This window comes from Pseudomonas palmensis, assembly GCF_017848315.1.
GTDB classification, from domain to species: Bacteria; Pseudomonadota; Gammaproteobacteria; order Pseudomonadales; family Pseudomonadaceae; genus Aquipseudomonas; species Aquipseudomonas palmensis.
The window spans coordinates 11,278-28,426 of record NZ_JAFKEC010000026.1 but is presented as its reverse complement, the minus strand read 5'-3'; the positions used below and the strand labels follow the sequence as shown (position 1 = coordinate 28,426).

The window sequence follows — 17,149 nt, the reverse complement described above, 5'->3', positions numbered from 1 at the left end:
CACAACCACACCGCGCCGCTCACGGCCCGGGCTCCGCATCGTTGAGGTCACGGCGCAGCTTGTCGCTGGCCGGGTTGACCGCCTCGCGCAGGAAGGCGTCGCCGCCGCGCCGGTCGAGGCGAAACAGCGTGTTGGTGACATACACGTCGTCGCGCACCCCCACCACCTCCAGCACCTCACTCACGCAGCGACGGCCATCGGGTAGGCGGGCCAGCTGGATCACCACGTCGAGCGCGGCGCAGATCATCTGGCGCAAGGTCTTCTCGGCCACCTGGCGACCGGTCAGGCCCACCAGGGTCTCCAGGCGCAGCAGCGCGTCCTGCGCGTTGTTGGCGTGCACCGTGCTCATCGAACCGTCGTGGCCGGTGTTCATCGCGGTCAGTACATCGAGCACCTCGACCCCGCGGATCTCGCCCAGGATGATGCGGTCCGGACGCATGCGCAGGGCGTTGCGAATAAGCTCGCTGGCCTTGATCTCGCCATGCCCCTCGGCATTGGGCGGGCGGGTTTCCAGGCGTACCACGTGCGGGTGATCCAGCTGCAGCTCGGCCACGTCCTCGATGGTCACCAGGCGTTCACGGGGGCTGATCAACTGGCTGAGGATGTTCAGCAAGGTGGTCTTGCCGGTGCCGGTGCCGCCGCTGACCAGGATGTTGCAGCGCTTGCCCACGGCTCGTTGCAGAAAGTCGAGGATCGCCTGGTCGATGGCGCGGGTGGCCAGCAGGTCGGCGCTCTTGAGCATGTCCTTGCGAAACTTGCGGATCGACAGGCACGGCCCGTCCAGCGCCACCGGCGGGATGATCGCATTCACCCGGCTGCCGTCGGGCATGCGCGCATCGACCATCGGCGACGACTCGTCCAGGCGCCGCCCCAACGGCGCGAGGATGCGCTGCATCACACGCTCCACGTGATGCGCGTCGATAAAGCGCAGGTCGGTCTGCTGCAGCACGCCCGCGCGCTCGATGAACACCCGGTGCGGGCCGTTGACCAGGATCTCGGTGACGCCCGCATCGCGCAGCAGTACCTCAAGCGGGCCGAAGCCGGTGAGCTCGTCGACGATCTCCTCGGCCAGGCGCTCCATCTCGTAGCGCGACACGGCCAGGTGCTGACGCGCGATGTAGTCGCCCACCTGCTCCACCACGAACTGCGCCAGCGCCGGGCGCGCGCCCTCCAGCAGGTTGAGGCCGGTGTCCTCGATGGCATCGATGATGTGCCGGTGCAAGGCCCGCTTGAGCCCCTGCGGGTCGCTGCCCGGGTTTTGCCGCGGGCCGCCGAACAGCTCGTCGCCGCTCATCTACTTGTGCCCCCACAGGCGCTTCATCCAGTTGCCCGCCTTCGGTTGCAGGCTTTCCGAACGTCGTGCCAGCCGCTCGCCCAAGGCCTTGAGCGCCTGGGTCAAGGCCTCGCGCGGGGCCACCTCGAACAGCGACAGCCCCTGGTTCTTGGCGTTCAGGCGCACCTCGGGGCTGTAGGGCAGCACCACCAGCACCGGCAGGCCATAGCGCTTGCCCAGCGCGTCGGAGTCGGGCGCCACGCTGCGCAGGTAGCGGTCCACCAGCAGGCTCGCGTGTTCCAGTTTCATGCCCTTCTCGCGCCACAGGGTCAGCACCTCCAGGTTGCGCCGGCAGTCCAGCACGTTCTGGTCGGTGTACCAGATCAGCTTGTCGCAATGGCTGACGAAGGTGCGCAAGGGCTCGCTGTCGGGCTGCCCGGCCAGGTTCACCACGATGTGCTGGAAGTGCTGGCGCAGCGCGCTGAGCAGCATGTACAGCTCGGCCGCGCTGGTGCGCTCCAGTGCCTCGTCGCTGTCGGTATAGGCCAGCAGGCGCAGGCCCGAGGGTTCGCGGGCGAACGCGCTGTCGATCAGGGTGGCATCCAGGCGGCGCAGGTGGCGCAGCGCATCACCGAAGTGAAACGAGGCCTCCAGCCCCAGCAGCGCCAGGCTGTCGCCACGGGGCAGGCCCAGGTCCAGCAACAGGGTCTGCTGACCACTGCCCTGCACCACCCGCGCCAGGTGACTGGTGAGCAGGGCGCCGTCGCTGGCGCACTGGGTGCCGTACAGCACCGTCAGGCCGCCCAGGTGCGGGTTGCTGGTCACCGGTGGCAGGCGCTTGCTCAGGCGGCGCACCAACCCGGCCACTTCGCTTGAGCGCGAGCCGTAGGCGACGAAGTCCCGCGCACCGGCGCGCATCGCATTGAGCACCAGCTGGTTGTCCATGCCATCGCCCAGGGCAACGATCGCCAGCATCGGCTTGGCCTCCAGCACCCCTTCGATCAGCGCGCACTGGCTCACCACCTGCTCGCGGTCCAGGCCCACGAACACCAGGTTGGCGAAGGTCACATCCACCAGTGCGAGCAGTTCGTCGAGGCTGCCGCTGCCGGCCCCCACCACCTGGCCCAGCGGCGCCAGGGCGGTTTTCAGCCACTGCAGGTCACCGTCGTCACGGGTGATCGCAAGGAAGGTCTGGCTCAGGCTCTGGCTCATTGGCTCAATCCACTGCGCTGTTCGAAATTGCCGTTCTCGAGAAAGAACAGACGCCCCCAGCTCGGGTCGTAGGTGCGCAGGCGCTCGCCGGGCAACTCGGGCAACTTGGCATTGGCCGCCAGCGGCTGCACCAGGCGCGGGGTCACGATCATCAGCAGTTCGGTCTCCTCACGGCTGATCGACGACTGGCGAAAGAACGCGCCCAGGATCGGCACGTCGCCCAGGCCCGGAAACTTGTCCACCGCCGAGCGCGCACTGCTGCTGATCAGGCCGCTGATGATGAAGCTCTCGCCATCGGCCAGCGACACGCTGGTGTCGGTGCGCCGCACCGTCAGGCCCGGCACGGTGACGCCGGCGATGCGCACTGCGTTGTTGTAGTCCAGCTCGCTGACCTCCGGCGCCACCTTGAGGGTGATGCGGTCGCGGCTGACCACCGTGGGTGACAACGCCAGGCGAATGCCGAACTCCTTGTACTCGATGGTCACCGTGTCGCTGCCGGTGCTGGGCACCGGAATGGGGATTTCGCCGCCGGCCAGAAAGCTCGCGGTCAGGCCGCTGAGTACCACCAGGCTGGGGCGCGCCAGGGTGTAGGCGAAGCCGCTGCTCTCCAGCGCATCGATGGCCGCCAGGAAGCGGCTGCTGCCGCCGCCCCACACGATATTGAACACATCGTTGTTCAGCGGGATGCTCGGGCGCACCTTGACCAGCCCGCCAACGCCGCCACCGTCGGGGCTGGTCACCGCACCCGGCACGTAGCCCGGCGACACCGTGGTGTTGGGCACGCTGCCCGGCGAGCCGAACAGCGAGTTGTTGGAGCCCTTGAAGAACAGCCGCGTACCGGCCTCCTTGAGCTTGGTGCGGCTGACCTCGACAAAGCGGATATCGGCCTGCACCTGGCTCGGCAGCAAGGGGTCGAGGCTGGGCGGCAAGGCGCTGTCGGCCATCTCGGCAGTGGCCCGGCCCTTGATGAACAGCATGCTCTGGCGCGGCACGCTGGCGCATGCGGTCCACAGCATCAGGCTGGTGGCGCCGGGGCCCACGGCGCTGACCACCACGCCGCGCTCGCCACTGGCCTGCACATCGGCGATGTTGGGGTCGCCCACCGCCGCCCGGGTGATCGGCACCGGCAGGCGGATCTCCTGCTGCAGGCCCTGGTCCAGCTCGATGCTGGCCGGCACCGGGCTCAGCCCGGCACAGCCCGACGGCGCCGCCAGGGCATGGGCAGCCGGCCCCCCCAGCAACAACAGGGTCAGGATGGAACGCTTGAACATCAGCTCGGAACGACTGCTCATCAACGGGCATCCTTGCTTCGATCAGGGGGTGGGCGTTGAAGCCTGGGGGCCTCGAATGATCTGCATCTGGTGCCTGGGCGCCTGGCCTGCAACCGGGGTTGCGGCCGGGGTCATGGCCAGTTGACTGAAGCGAAAGAGGTCGCGGTTGGCGTTGTCCAGTTGCGGTGCAGCGGCCTGCGGGTCGGCCCAGTAGCTGGCCAGGCGTTTCTCTTCGGCGCTGCGTACCGCCAGGCGCAGGCTGCCTGCCTGGGCGGCCAGCAACAGGCGGCTGGCCAGGGCTTCAGGTACCGCCAGCACCACGGTGCGCGCCATGGCGCGACGCTGTTCCTGGGCCGCCTTGGCATCGGTGTCGGCCTCCGGCGGGCGGCCATCGTTGGCCAGCCCCAGTTGCTCGCCCACGCTGAGCAGGCGCAAGGCTGGCACGGCCACCTGGGCCGAGGCCTGCGGGTTGAGGTTGTCTTCGCGCAGGTACAGCAGCACATCCACGTAGTCGCCGGGGCGCAGTTGTCCGGCGGCGCCGACCACTTCGTCCACCGCCACCGCCAGGGCGCGCTCGCCGGGGTGGATCATGCGCGCCAGCGGCCCACCGGCCTCGAAACTGCTCTCCTCCAGCCAGGTACCTGCAGGCAGGGCCCGCCAGCTGGTGCGGCCCAGCACCTGCTCGGGGCGCTGGAAGCTGCCGGCCGGGGCCACCAGCAGGCGCTCGACACTCAGATCCTCGGCTGTCAGCACGGTGTAGGCGGGTACGTCGCGGCGCAGCACCAGCACGGGCTTGCGCAATGCGTCGGTGCCAGCCTCCGTGGCCTGGTCCACCGGCTGAGCCGGGCCGGCCGGCCCTGGCGCCGCCGCTTGCGGGGGCTCCGGTGCCTCGGATGCACGGCTGAGCACCAGCCCCCAGTAACCTGCCAGCACGGCACCGATCAGGAACAGCACGGCAAGGATCATGGTGATGCGACTGCTCATGTCGGCGCTCCCTCTGCCTGAACATCCCTTCGGCCGCGCGGTGTGCGAACTGGCCCGCAAACATGAAGTTGCAAGTAACTATTTCGCTATTTGACGGTAGCGCAGCTAGGACAAAACGCCATTACCCGTCAGTTTTTTTTCGGTCCGAAACCCGACACCCCCTGAAAACAACAGCTTATTGGCGCCAGCGTTGACACCCTTACTTTGGTATTAATGCCTTCTTACATTTGCCGGTTTCGAACCGCTTGACGATGCTGTGATGGCAAAGGGGAATCACCGTTTCCGGGCCCCATTACCCGCGCCTGTGGCGCAAGGAGAAGTACCATGGTCCTTTCCCGCATCCTCAAGCACTGCAAGCTGTTCTTCCATCGCAAGGACGGCGCGTCCGGTATCGAATATGCCATCGTGGCCGCCATGGTGGCCGTGGTGATCATCGGGGTCTCGACCGATGTGGGGGGCGGGGTGAAAAAGGTCTTCGACGACATCGTCGCCGCCCTGCCCTCAGCCTGATGACAGGAACTGAACATGCCGGCTTCCCACTCACGTCAACAGCTGCTGCTGGTGGATGACGAAGAAGACGCACTGCTGGAGCTGGCCGAGCTGCTGGAGGGCGAGGGCTTCTGTTGTCACACGGCAACCTCGGTCAAGCTCGCCCTGCAGCAGTTGACGCGACATCCCGACATTGCCCTGGTGATCACCGACCTGAACATGCCGGAAGAGAGCGGCATCTCGCTGATCAGGCGCCTGCGCGAGCACACGGCGCGTCAGCACCTGCCGGTGATCGTCACCTCGGGGCATGCCGACATGGATGCGGTCAGCGATCTGCTGCGCCTGCAGGTACTCGACCTGTTCCGCAAGCCGATCTACCACCTGCGCCTGCTGGAAACCCTGGACAACCTGTTCCCCAAGCCCCGCCTGCAACTGGTTCAGTAACGCCTGGCCGCCACGCGGCCCTCGCGGGTCAAGCCCGCTCCCACCGGTAGTGCGCGTACCTTGTGGGAGCGGGCTTGACCCGCGATCGGTCGTCACAGCTGGTAACTGAAACTCAACGTGTACCGTGGCCGCCGATTGAAGCTGTCCAGCGCGATATCCGACATCGGCTTGGCCGCCTCCAGCGAGATGTTGTAGTAGCGCGCATCGCCAAAGCGCAGCCCCAGCGCCGCCGACGACAATCGTGAATCACGCACCGCCAACTCGTTGAACCATGTACGCGCGGCGTCCACCACCACGTACGGCTGCAGTACCTTGAGCCAGCTGCCATCGCGCTTGAAACTGTAGTTGACCTCGTATGCCGCACCCCAGCCCTTGTCGCCGGAAGCCTGATCGCTGGGGTAGCCGCGGCCGAAGTTCTGCCCGCCGAACACCGCGCGCTCGCTGTCGGGCAGGCTGTCGTCGGTCCAGTACAGCGCCGCCGATGCCACCCCCTGCCAGTTCTGCAAGAACCGGTCGCTCTGCACCCCCGACAGGCGCAGGCGCAAAAAGTCCAGGTCGTAGTCGCTGTCGGTCTTGGCACCGAAGTGATCGAGGCCCTGGTACACACCGGCACTGAGTATGCGCAGCTGCTGCGCGTCCGACTTGCTCCAGTCTGCCTCGAAGGCAAAGGCGCGCACATCGGTGCGGGTACTGACCTTCAATGGCAGGCCGACCACCCGGTAGTCGGTGCTGTCGTTCACCGCATAGAAGCGCGCTGCCACGTTCAGCCATTCGTTGCTCGAGGCGACCAGCGCCTGGCTCAGGCCGATGGAGTAACGGTCGTTCTCGCGGTGCTGCTTGAGGTCTATGCCGTTCTCCAGGCGCACCCGCGCCGCCGGGTTGCTGCGGTAGGTCGAGGCCGAAAGATTGAGCTGGGTGCCTTCGGCGTCCACGTACTGCGAGTAGTCGAGACGGTAGTAGCGTTCGTCATCCTGCCCCGGCGGGAACAGCGCGCTGAAGCTCAACTGCTCGGCCACCGCGGTCTGGGCGTTGCTGTTCAGGCCGAGCAGCGCCTGGGTGTCGTCGCGGCTGCCGTCGGTAAGGCTCAAGGTACTGGTGAACGGCTTGCGCGAGGCCTGCGCGATCAGCCGCGTGGCGCCGTCGGTGGTGCCCGGCGGCGGCACCTGGGCCTGCAAGGTCAGGCCCGGCACCCGGCTCATCAGCGCGGTGTAGCGTTCGAAGGTCTTGCGGGTGAGCGGGCGCTCGGCCTTGAGCTTGCCCACCAGCTTGTCGAGGTAGGCCGACACCGGCCCCACATCGCCCTGCAGTTCGTAATCACGTATGTAGCCTTCCACCAGCACCACGCGCAGACGGCCTTCGGCGAAGTCCTGCGGCGGCAGGTAGGCATACGACAACAGGTAGCCATCCTGCTGGTAGCGCTGGGTGAGGCGGCGGGTGGCCTCGATCAGCTCGCCCAGGGTCACCTCGCGGTCGAGCAGGCCCTGGTAGTTGTCGCGCAGTTCGCTGAGCGGGTAGATGGTGCCGCCTTCGATGCGCACCCGCTGCACGCGCACCCGCGTGCCCATCAGCAGCGGCTGTGGCTGCTGGCCGGCATCCGGTGCGGGCAGGTTCAGTTGGGGAGTGACGGGGCGAAAGGCATCGGCGGGCAGGTTGGGCGCTGGCAGCTTGCGCTCGGTCTCGTTGCTGTTGAGGAAGCTCGGCATGGGCTCGGCATGCAGCGAAGCCACCCAGGACAGACCCAATAACGCGACGAACATCGATCGCATAGGACACTCCATGATCCTGAAAAATACGAGGGAACCAAAGACGGTTCCCTCGTCAGCCTCAAGCGTAGGTGTTGCCCGTAAAATCGTCTAATCGATGATGGCCATTTAGTTACTTGTTACCCCCGAGGCCGCCTTTCAGGCCCGTGGTCAGGCCATTGAGCAGACCGCCCACGCCGCCGCCCCCTTGCCCGTTGCCGTTGACCAGGGTACCGACCTGGCCCACGGTGCCGCCCACGGCATTGACCGTCGCCCCCAACTGGGTGGTGACCGGGTTGTTGCCGGCTGCGGCAATCTGATTGCCCACCCCGCTGACTGCGCTGCCCACCTGGGTGACCAGGCCGTTGACCGGCGCACCGATGCCGGTTGCAGCGCCTACCTGCTGGGTAACGCTGGTCACACCGCTCACCACCGGGGTGAGGCCGGCGCCCACGCTGTTGCCCAACGCAGCGGTGGGCACCCCGGCCGGCACGCTGGCCACGCCATTGCCGCCCAGTACCGGCCCCAGCGAGGCCACGGTCTGGCCCACCTTGTTGACCGTGCTGCCTGCGGCGTCGAGCAGGCCGTTGCTGCTTCCGGCGCCGAGCCCGCTGCCCAGGCCCGCCACGGCGCCACCGGCGGTTTCCAGCAGCCCCGCACCGGGGGCGCTGCCACCGTTGCCGGTGCCGGTGTTGACCAGGCCACCGCTGGTGCCGACCGCCGTGCCGACATGGCTTACCAGCCCGCCGACGGCGGTGGTCAGCGGGTTGCCGTTGCCGGCACTGGCGACCTTGTCGCCCACCCCGTCGACTGCGCTGCCAACCTTGTTCAACAGGCCGCTGACCGGTGCACCCACCCCGGTGGCATCACCCACCTTGCCGGTGGCGCCTTCCACCAGCGACACCACCTTGACCACCTGGTTGCTCAATTGCTGGTTCAGGTTGCCCAGCTTGCCGGTGGTGCTCTGGGTGCTGAGGGTATCGCCAAGCATCACCACCACGTCGCCGACCTTGTCCACCACACCGTTGACCACGGGTATCTGTTCGATCAACTGGCTGCTGGCCACCGACTTGACCCCGCCGCCGATATCCGACACCCCGTTGCCCACGCCCTTGACCGTCTCGCCCAGGGCATTGCTGCCAGTGCCAAGCGTACCCAGGCCCTTGCCCAGGCCATCGCCGATGCTGGTGACGGCGTTGCCGGTGGCAGTCACCAGGTCGCCGGCACCGGTGCTGCCCACTACCGGTACACCGCTGACGGCGTTGCCCACGCCGGACACGCCCGTGCCCACGCCCGACACGCCGCTGCCAACCTGGGCCACCACCTGGCCGACGACCGTGGTCGAGGTCGTGCCACCACCGTTGTTGCCGCCACCATTGTTGCCACCGCCGCCATTGTTACCGCCACCGCCGTTGTTGCCACCGCCGCCATCCGTACCGCCACCGCCAGTGCCACCTCCGCCGTCCGTACCGCCACCGCCAGTACCACCACCACCGCCGTCCGTACCGCCACCACCTGTGCCGCCACCACCGTCAGTACCGCCGCCGGTACCGCCACCACCACTGCCGCCATCGGTACCCGAATCGGGTGTGGAACTGCTTACGTGACTCTTGTGACCGCCACCGCCGCTGCTGCAACCGGCCAGGCTCACGGTCAAGATCAACATCACTGCCGTACTTGCTTTGATCCACGCTTGAGTTTTCATGGCGACTCCCTGCTACTGCTGCCGCTGCTTTTATAGGTGTGAAGCACCGGGTTTCCGGCCACTCCACGTCCGTTGCAGCTATCTGAGCGCGCAGGCGCAAGGGGAACAATTCTGAGCTTGGTATTAACCCGATATATACAGTCGCAGCACCAGCAAAAGCCCTTTTGCTTCAGGCACTTGAAAGCAAGGGGAAGGTGCTTTGGCAGCCCTTCCCCTTTCGCGTTATATCCATCTTACGGGTGCACGGTCAGTCGTTGACCTGGAACTCGACCCGCGCGGTCTGCCCGCTGGCATCCAGCACGCTGAGCTCGTAGCGCCCCACCTCCTCCAGGTTCACGGCCAGCGCCGCCTGGGCTGTGGTCTCGCCCAGGGGTGCGCCGTTGAGGAACCACCAGCGCTGGCCTTCGCCACCCAGCGCCGAAACGCTCAGGTGCAGGGCATCGCGGCTGGTGGCGGGACGACGCAACTGGTCGCCCGGGCGTATCCCCACCACCGACAACGGCGCGGCACTGGCCGGTACCTGCGGCGGGCAGCTCGGGTCGATGGCCGGCAAACGCGCCTCGCGCCGCTCCTGGCGCGGCAACCACGGGTCCAGTGGTGCCGGCCACAGCGCGATGTCGCGCGGCGCGGCCCCCGCACAGGCTGCATCCACCCGCAGGCCCCGGGCATTCACCCACACCTTCTCCAGCAGCCCCACACCCAGGGGCTGGTCCTGCGCGAGCAGGGTCGGCGGCGTGGTGTTGTCCAGGGTCCAGGCAAAGCGCTGGCGCCGGCAGTTGGGGTCGGTGCGTGCCATCGGCTGGCCCAGCGGCCAGCAGATCGCGGCCACCCCGACGTTGCCCGGCACTGCCGGCACCGGGGCGGCAATGCCGCGCTGGCTGTCGCGGTTGCTCAGCACGTCATGCACCTGCAGCATCAGCGGCGCGGCCGAGGCCAGGCCGAACTGCCCCGGCACCGGGGTGCCGTCGGGGCGGCCGATCCAGATGCCGATCAGGTAGCGCGGCCCCACGCCGATCGACCAGGCATCACGAAAGCCGTAGCTGGTGCCGGTCTTCCAGGCCAGCTGCGGGCGCTGCACCAGTTCGGCGTGCGGGTCGCGGTCGGGACGCGCCTGGCCACTGAGGATGCGCCGGATGATCCACGCCGAACCCGGCGACAGCAGCCGGCGCTCGACCAGCGGCGCATCCTGTTGCAGGCGCAGCGGCGCGCTCATGCCGTCGCGGGCGAACGCACTGTAGCCACTGACCAGATCTTCGAGGCGGCTGCCGGCGCCGCCCAGGATCAGCGACAGGTTCGGCTCGGCCGCCATCGGCAGGCTCAGCGGCATGCCGCCCATGCGCATCTGCGCGGCAAAGCGCTTGGGCCCGTAGGCTTCGAGCAACTGCACCGCCGGCAGGTTGAGCGACAACGCCAATGCCGAGCTGGCCGCCACCGGGCCACTGAAACCCATCGAGAAATTGCCGGGGCGATAGTCGCCATAGCGGCGTGGCACATCCTGCAGCAACGACTCCGAATGGATCAGGCCGTCATCCATGGCCATGCCGTACAGGAACGGCTTGAGGGTCGAGCCCGGCGAACGCAGGGCAGTGATCATGTCGACGTGGCCGAAACGGCGCTCATCGCCAAGGTCCACCGACCCCAGGTAGGCGCGCACTGCCATGGTCTGCGACTCCACCACCAGGATCGCCGCCGAAGTGCGCTCGGGCAGGCGTGCGCGCCAGCCCAGCAGCAGGTCTTCCAGGCGCCGTTGCAGCGCAGCGTCGAGGGTGGTGTGGATCAGCGGCGGGCTGTCGGCACGGTTCAGCCGGCGAGCCAGCAGCGGAGCCAACGCCGGCTCCTGGCGTGGTGCCAGCAGCAGCGGTTCTTCCTGCGCTTCGGCGATGCGCTGCTGCGGCCACACCTGGTACTCGCCCAGGCGTTGCAGCACCTTGTCCCGGGCCAGGCGCGCGCGCTCCGGGTGGCGGTCGGGGCGCAGACGGCTGGGCGCCTGGGGCAACACTGCGAGCAGCGCGGCCTCGGCCGGGGTCAGTTGCAAGGGCGACTTGCCCAGGTACGCCCAGCTGGCTGCCGCCACACCCTGCAGGGTGCCGCCGAACGGTGCGCGGTTGAGGTACAGCTCCAGAATCTGGCGTTTGGAAAGGTGCCATTCCAGCTGCGCGGTGCGCCACACCTGGCGCAACTTGCCCGGCAGCGTGCGCGAGTGCGGGTCGAGCAGGCGCGCCACCTGCATCGACAGCGTGCTGCCGCCCGACAGCACGCGCCCGCCCGTGAGGTTCTGCCAGGCGGCACGGCCCAGGGCCAGCGGGTTGACCCCGGGGTGCCGGTAGAACCAGCGGTCCTCGTAGGTGAGCAAGGCTTCGAGGTAGTAAGGCGACACCTGATCGAGGGTGACCGGGTAGCGCCACACGCCCTCGGCATCGGCAAAGCGCCACAGCGGCGTGCCGTCTTCGGCCAGCACCACCCGCGCCAGATCGTCGGCCGGCATCGGCAATGGCCACAGGCGATCAGCCAGCCACAGCAACAGCACGCAGACAAAGGCGGCGCACAGCAGCCGGGCGATGCGCGAGCGGGGTCGGGCTAAGCTGAACATCAGGCGCGGACACCTTTTTGCGTGGGTGAGGAACCGAGCCGGCAGGATGATGGCCAAAGCTCTGGGCACGGCGACTGCGCCGTAGCGTCGATCAGGAAGCGATTATGCATGTAGAAGGTTTTTTCGAATGGCTGGGGCAAGCGCTCGGCGCGGTGATCCGCTTCGTGGTGGATGCCCTGAGCGGGTTGTTCAATCTGCTGGCCAATGCCGGCGGCAACTTCATCGACGGCCTGGCACGCACACTGGGCATGGACACCTCGCTGGTCAGCATCCTGATGCTGGTGATCGGCCTGCTGTTGCTGTACTCGGCGGTGCGCGCGTTCATGCGCGCCTCGATCATCATGGGGATCATCTGGCTGATGCTGGGGTTGTGGGTGTTGAGCTGGGTGGTGCGGTGACAGCATCGCGGGTCAAGCCCGCTCCCACAGGGATTACTGCGACCCTTGTGGGAGCGGGCTTGACCCGCGATGGGGCCTGATTAGCGTCCCAGAATCACCATGTCACCCGGGCTCTCGCCCACCGCCTGCCAGTTGGGCCGGTACATCGACTCCACCTGCACCGGCGGCACGCGGTAGGTGCCCGGCGTGACCGCACGGGCCAGATACAGCAGGTGCGTCACGCCGTACGGGTCGACGTTCATCGCCGCCACGTAGCGGTCATCGCGAAACTCCTGGTGCACCACGTTGGCGTTCTGCATTGCTTCACGCCATTCCTTCACTGCACTGCTGGCGTTGTCCAGGCTGGCCGCACTTTGCGCCAGGTTCTGGTTTTCCAGCTCCAGGCCCGCCGGCAGCAGGTCGACGATCAGCGCGTCCGGCACCCGCTCGTTGGCGCGGATACCAATGTGCACCAGCACCAGGTCGCCACTCTTGAGCGACTTGATGTTCAGTGCCCGGCCATTCATGCCCAGGTACTCGCGGTAGATGCTCATGTTGGTGCCCACCGCACGGGGTGCGAAGCGCGGGTAACCCGACACGGTCAACTGCTGGTACACGGTCTTGTCGCTGGTGTTGGTCACGGTCAGCGGCGAGGCCAGCAACGGCCCCTCCAGCTTGAGCCCGGCCTGGGTTGGGCCCAGGTCGCGCAGCTCGCCCGCGCTGTCCAGGCGTGCACTCCAGCGGCCTTCAGGCTGCTTGAGCATGCCACGCCCGGCCATGAACAGCGCATTGCGTTCCTGGGTGGACAGGTACGAGCTGCTGGCCATCTTGTCCGACAGCTCGAACAGGCGCTGGTCGAGCTGGTCGGTGGCCAGCTTGTTCTCTTCGAGCAGGGCGAGGATCAGCGCCTCGTCACGTACCGGGCTGCCATAGTCGCTCAGCCACACGTCCTGGCGCTTGACCGCCAGGCCCGCCTGCAGGGCCTGCGCCGAGCGCGGCTTGTCGCCCATCTTGTCCAGTGCGATCGATAGCTGTACCAGCGGCAGGCCCGAACGTGCATCGGCGCGGCGCTCGAACAGGCTGCGCAGGGCACCCAACGGGGCCTGCTGGGTACGCGCCAGCACCAGCGCCGCATACGCCTGTACCGCGAAGCGGCTGTGCTCGGCGTTGCTGGTGTAGTACGGCTCGATCAGGTTGCGTTCCTGCAGGTAGCGCAGCAGGCGTTCGTTGGCCTTTTTCAGCGCCTCGGGCGGCACCGCATAGCCTTGCTCGCGGGCACGCTGCAGGAAGTCGGTGACATAGGCAGTCAGCCAGTACTCCTCGCTGTCGTCCGCGCTCCACAGGCCGAAGCTGCCGTTGTAGCGCTGCATGCCGAGCAGGTGCTCGATGCCCATCTCGATCTTGCGCTGGCGCACCTTGGGCTCTTCACCCTTGATGCCCAGGCGCTTGAGCGTCTCGGCATCGGCGTACAGCGACGGGTACAGCCCGCTGGTGGTCTGCTCCAGGCAGCCATAGGGGTAGGCCTCGAGGGCACGGATCTGCTCGGCGATGTTCAGCGGCGGGCGGCTCGACAGCGACAGCATCGCCTCCAGGCCCTGGGGTTCGAACGCGGCCAGGTCCTCGGCGGGCAAGGTCCATGGCTGGTCCTTGAGCGCGGCGCGGTAGTGCCTGAGCTGCGCCGGGTAGGCCGGGCGAATGCCCAGGGTCCACTCGCGGGTGAAGGCGGTGTTCGGTTCGCCCGGCAGCACCAGGCCGCTGACCTGCACCTTGACCTTGCCCTGGCCCAGGCCACCCACGGCCTGCACGCCCAGCAACGAGGTCACGCGCTGGCCGTCACGCAGGCTCAGTGGCTGCTCGGACGGGGTCAGCAGGTTCAACTGGCCCTCGGTGGTCACCTTGACCGTGAACTTCTGCGCCTTGCCCGACAGGTTGGACAGGTCCAGCGCCAGCTCGGTACGGTCGCCGCCGGCCAGAAAACGCGGGGCCGACAGTTCGGCGATCAGCGGCGCGGCGACCACGGTCTTGGCCTCGGCCATGCCGAAGCGCTCGTCGGTCCAGGCCTGGGCCATCACCCGAAGCTCGCCGTTGAAGTCGGGGATGTCCACCGTCGCCTGACCTTCGCCCTTGGCGTCCAGGGTCACCGGGGCGCTCTGCAGGGCCACGATGGTCACGCTGGTGCTGGGACGCTTGCCGCCCTTGGCCATGGCCGCGTCACCGCCGAATGCCAGGCTGGCCAGGCGGCCCTGCCCGGCTTCGATCAGCTGGCCGTAGATATCCAGCTGGTCGGCGCCGTAGGCCTTGCGGCCGAACATGCCGGTGAACGGGTCGGGGGTGGCGTAGCTGGTGATGTTGAGAATGCCCACGTCCACCGCGGCCAGCAGCACCTGCACCTGCTTGGGGATGCTGCCATCGGCATTGCGCGCCTGCACCTTGACGGTGAGCGGCTGCTTGGGACGCATCTTTTCCGGGGCCTTGAGGGTCAGCGCCAGCTTGCGCTCGGCGCGATCCAGCGGCAGGTGCAGCACGCCCACGGCACGTTTGGGCGTGGCATTGGCCTTGCGCTCGCCGGGGCGGATCACCAGGGCGCTGACGTACAGGTCGTGGCGGGCCCATTTGGGGTCGAGCTTGACCGCGTAGGTCTTGCCTTCGGCAGGCACGTCGATTTCTTCCCACCACAGCGGGCCGTCATTGCCCTCGACGATCAGGTAGCCCTTGCCGGCAGCCGGCGGGGTCACGGTGATCTGCGCGGTGGCGCCATCGGCGTAGGCCGGCTTGTCCAGCGCCAGCTTGACCTGGTCTGGGCGCACGGCGCCGCCGTCGGTGTTGTCCTGGGCACGCCAGCCAGCCCAGAAGCGCACGCTGCTGGTCACGCCGGTGCTCGGGTCTTCGACCTCGACACGGTACGGGCCCCATTCCACCGGGAAGCTCAGCTTGGCAGTGCTGCCGGCCTTGATGTTGACCGGCTGCTCGGACTGCAGCAGGAATTTCTCGTTGTAGTTGTAATCCCAGCCGTCACTGGAGGAATAGTTCCAGTAGTAGTCGCGGCGCTCCTGAATCAGGCGCACCTTGAGGTTGTCGGCGGCCAGCTTGTGGCCGTCACGGTCGGCCATCAGCAGTTCGAACTCGACCGGGGTGTTGCCGTCGACCTCTTCGCCGTCGAACAGCCCACGCAGGCCGGGCATGCGCTCGGCCGGCCAGATCGGCTGCTCCAGGCGCCGGGTGATCGGCCGGCCACCGGACTCCTGCAGGCTGGCCTGCACGCTCAGTTGCAGCGGCGAATGCGCCTCGGACCAGCGGCTTTCGATCTGCAACGTGGCATCGCCCGACGCGTCCAGGGTGGTTTCGTCCAGTTCCAGGTCGTGGCTCAGGTCTTCCTCGGTGATCGAGCCGAACTGGTAGCCCGGCAAGGCCGGCACCGCTTCGCGCAGCGGGCGCACGTAGGCCTGGCCGCTGAGGCGGTTGCCCGAAGCCGGGGCGCCGTAGAGGTAGCGGCCATTGACATGGATTTCAGCGGTTTCACCCGGGCTCAGCGGGGTCGCGCTGCCCTTGAGTTCCAGGGCCAGGCGCTCGGGCATGAAGTCTTCGACAAGGAACTCGAACACCTGCTTCTTGCCGCCGCCCAGGTCGAACACCAGCTGCCAGCGCCCGGTCGGGGCTTCGCTGGCCAGTTGCAACTGGTACTGGTAGAAGCCATTGGCATCGGCCTCCCACACGAACTTGCGGCTGACCTGTTCATCCGGACGACGCACCTCGACACTGACCGGCTGGGCTTTCACCGGCTTGCCATCCTGGTCGCGCAGCAGGCCGTTGAGCAGCACGGTTTCACCCGGGCGATAGAGGTCGCGCGGGCCGAACACGAAAAACTGCAGCGGGTTGGCCTGCGGCCCGGTCAGCGCGAATTCGGAGAGGTCGAGCGCGGCGCTGTTCAGGCGCAGCAAGGTGGTGTGCACGCCCTGCTTGGCCAGCAGTACATCGGCCTTGGGCGGCATCGGCAATTGCGCATGGCCATCGCCGTCGGTCTTGGCCTGGGCCAGCAGCTTGCCTTCGCGGTCGAGCAGTTCGAGGTTGACCCCGTCCAGGGCCTTGCCGCCGTCCAGCGCCTGGGTGAACACGTCCAGGCGGTTGGTGTAGCGATGCGCCGACAGCCCGATGTCACTCAGGGTGAACAGGGTGGCCGGCTGCGAATAGTTGTAGCGGCCCGAGGCGCGCATCACCGCCAGGTACACCCCCGGTTCCTGCAACGGCTTGATCCCGGCAATCGGTAGCAACAGGGTTTCGCGGGTGTTGCGCACCGGGTTCAGGTCGAAGCGGCCGGCATACACCAGGTCGGCCTTGCTCAACAGCTCTTCGGAGTTGTAGTACTCGAGCGAGGTGTTGCGGCCCCAGCTGGCCAGGAAGCTGGACATCGACTCGGGCTTGATGCGGAAGAACTCGACGTCCACCTTGTCGATGTTCAGCGCGATCACCGGCAGGCCTTCGGCCAGGCGCGTGGGCAGCAGCGAGCCGCGGCTGGCGAAGCCCACGGTGGGCTGCATGTCGCGGGTTTCGAGGCGGCTGACGTACTCGCTGGGGAGCTTCTTGCCGTTCACCCCGAGCAGGCCGGCATCCACGGTCAGCACCAGCTTGCGCTGCGGCTCCAGGTGGCGCAGGCGCAGCTCCATCTGGTTTTCGCTGAGCTCCCACGCGCCGTCGAGCTTGCCCCGGGTGGTGTCCACCAGGTGCACGCGCTCGGCAAGGTTCTGGTCCTTGTCCAGCGGCACCGAGAAGGTCACCGACAAGGCGCTGGCACCGTCGACCTGCACTTCGGAAACGTCTACCACCGTCAGCTCGCGACCGGCGTAGCGCTCGCCCAGGCTCGCCTGGGTGGGCGCCGGGGTCGCCGCCGGGGCCGGTTTATCAGTAGACGAGTCGCAAGCACTGAGCAGCGCCATGGCGCACGCCAGCCACAATCCTTTGTTGAGCATGGAGGGTAACTCTTCCGGTAGCAGGGTCTGAGACGAGCACTATATAGCAAGCTCGCGGGCATCGCTGATCGAGGCGCCCGGCGTGAGACAGCGTTCAC

Annotated in this window: 11 protein-coding genes; 3 read left to right on the top strand and 8 right to left on the bottom strand. The window is 67.4% G+C overall.

The window, feature by feature from the left end; genetic code table 11:
- Positions 1-19: 19 nt before the first annotated feature.
- The 4 genes from JZZ72_RS15205 to cpaB are packed head-to-tail and all read right to left on the bottom strand — an operon-like array spanning position 20 to position 4,740.
- Positions 20-1,294: a CpaF family protein gene (locus JZZ72_RS15205; protein WP_210014663.1), complete on the bottom strand. Its 1,275-nt coding sequence runs from the start codon at positions 1,292-1,294 to the stop codon at positions 20-22.
- On the bottom strand, positions 1,295-2,485 hold the full coding sequence (locus tag JZZ72_RS15200; protein WP_043860933.1) for a pilus assembly protein: 1,191 nt from the start codon (positions 2,483-2,485) through the stop codon (positions 1,295-1,297). It lies immediately after the preceding gene.
- Positions 2,482-3,777: a type II and III secretion system protein family protein gene (locus JZZ72_RS15195; protein ID WP_054916708.1), complete on the bottom strand. Its 1,296-nt coding sequence runs from the start codon at positions 3,775-3,777 to the stop codon at positions 2,482-2,484. Before JZZ72_RS15195 ends, JZZ72_RS15200 begins: the two co-directional genes overlap by 4 nt.
- Positions 3,778-3,798: 21 nt before the next feature.
- Positions 3,799-4,740: a Flp pilus assembly protein CpaB gene (cpaB, locus tag JZZ72_RS15190; RefSeq protein ID WP_100632882.1), complete on the bottom strand. Its 942-nt coding sequence runs from the start codon at positions 4,738-4,740 to the stop codon at positions 3,799-3,801.
- Between the two features lie 324 nt (positions 4,741-5,064).
- Between cpaB and JZZ72_RS15185 the strand changes: the two genes are divergently transcribed.
- Complete coding sequence (locus JZZ72_RS15185) at positions 5,065-5,250, top strand: Flp family type IVb pilin (RefSeq protein ID WP_043860930.1); 186 nt, start codon at positions 5,065-5,067, stop codon at positions 5,248-5,250.
- A 15-nt stretch (positions 5,251-5,265) separates the two neighbouring features.
- Positions 5,266-5,673: a response regulator gene (locus JZZ72_RS15180; protein ID WP_043860929.1), complete on the top strand. Its 408-nt coding sequence runs from the start codon at positions 5,266-5,268 to the stop codon at positions 5,671-5,673.
- Between the two features lie 92 nt (positions 5,674-5,765).
- On the opposite strand, the gene JZZ72_RS15175 is transcribed toward JZZ72_RS15180, so the two are convergent.
- The 3 genes from JZZ72_RS15175 to pbpC form a co-directional block, all read right to left on the bottom strand.
- Positions 5,766-7,430 (bottom strand): ShlB/FhaC/HecB family hemolysin secretion/activation protein, encoded by a 1,665-nt coding sequence (locus tag JZZ72_RS15175; protein ID WP_408004345.1) that lies wholly within the window; start codon positions 7,428-7,430, stop codon positions 5,766-5,768.
- A gap of 118 nt (positions 7,431-7,548) precedes the next feature.
- Positions 7,549-9,120: a collagen-like triple helix repeat-containing protein gene (locus JZZ72_RS15170; RefSeq protein WP_210014661.1), complete on the bottom strand. Its 1,572-nt coding sequence runs from the start codon at positions 9,118-9,120 to the stop codon at positions 7,549-7,551.
- A 247-nt stretch (positions 9,121-9,367) separates the two neighbouring features.
- Complete coding sequence (gene pbpC, locus JZZ72_RS15165) at positions 9,368-11,710, bottom strand: peptidoglycan glycosyltransferase PbpC (RefSeq protein WP_210014660.1); 2,343 nt, start codon at positions 11,708-11,710, stop codon at positions 9,368-9,370.
- A 104-nt stretch (positions 11,711-11,814) separates the two neighbouring features.
- Here pbpC and JZZ72_RS15160 point away from each other — a divergent pair, with 104 nt between their 5' ends.
- Complete coding sequence (locus JZZ72_RS15160) at positions 11,815-12,108, top strand: hypothetical protein (RefSeq protein ID WP_043860925.1); 294 nt, start codon at positions 11,815-11,817, stop codon at positions 12,106-12,108.
- 80 nt (positions 12,109-12,188) lie between these two features.
- Here JZZ72_RS15160 and JZZ72_RS15155 read toward each other — a convergent pair whose 3' ends face one another.
- The gene (locus JZZ72_RS15155; RefSeq protein ID WP_210014659.1) at positions 12,189-17,051 is read right to left on the bottom strand and encodes an alpha-2-macroglobulin family protein; all 4,863 of its coding nucleotides are present in this window, start codon (positions 17,049-17,051) and stop codon (positions 12,189-12,191) included.
- Positions 17,052-17,149 lie beyond the last annotated feature (98 nt).

What these genes read in the sequence shown, in the direction of transcription:
- cpaB (WP_100632882.1), bottom strand. Translation starts at nt 4,740, where the DNA reads ATGAGCAGTCGCATCACCATGATCCTTGCCGTGCTGTTCCTGATCGGT.
- JZZ72_RS15195 (WP_054916708.1), bottom strand. Translation starts at nt 3,777, where the DNA reads ATGAGCAGTCGTTCCGAGCTGATGTTCAAGCGTTCCATCCTGACCCTG.
- JZZ72_RS15185 (WP_043860930.1), top strand. Translation starts at nt 5,065, where the DNA reads ATGGTCCTTTCCCGCATCCTCAAGCACTGCAAGCTGTTCTTCCATCGC.
- JZZ72_RS15155 (WP_210014659.1), bottom strand. Translation starts at nt 17,051, where the DNA reads ATGCTCAACAAAGGATTGTGGCTGGCGTGCGCCATGGCGCTGCTCAGT.
- JZZ72_RS15205 (WP_210014663.1), bottom strand. Translation starts at nt 1,294, where the DNA reads ATGAGCGGCGACGAGCTGTTCGGCGGCCCGCGGCAAAACCCGGGCAGC.
- JZZ72_RS15175 (WP_408004345.1), bottom strand. Translation starts at nt 7,430, where the DNA reads ATGTTCGTCGCGTTATTGGGTCTGTCCTGGGTGGCTTCGCTGCATGCC.
- JZZ72_RS15180 (WP_043860929.1), top strand. Translation starts at nt 5,266, where the DNA reads ATGCCGGCTTCCCACTCACGTCAACAGCTGCTGCTGGTGGATGACGAA.
- pbpC (WP_210014660.1), bottom strand. Translation starts at nt 11,710, where the DNA reads ATGTTCAGCTTAGCCCGACCCCGCTCGCGCATCGCCCGGCTGCTGTGC.
- JZZ72_RS15160 (WP_043860925.1), top strand. Translation starts at nt 11,815, where the DNA reads ATGCATGTAGAAGGTTTTTTCGAATGGCTGGGGCAAGCGCTCGGCGCG.
- JZZ72_RS15170 (WP_210014661.1), bottom strand. Translation starts at nt 9,120, where the DNA reads ATGAAAACTCAAGCGTGGATCAAAGCAAGTACGGCAGTGATGTTGATC.
- JZZ72_RS15200 (WP_043860933.1), bottom strand. Translation starts at nt 2,485, where the DNA reads ATGAGCCAGAGCCTGAGCCAGACCTTCCTTGCGATCACCCGTGACGAC.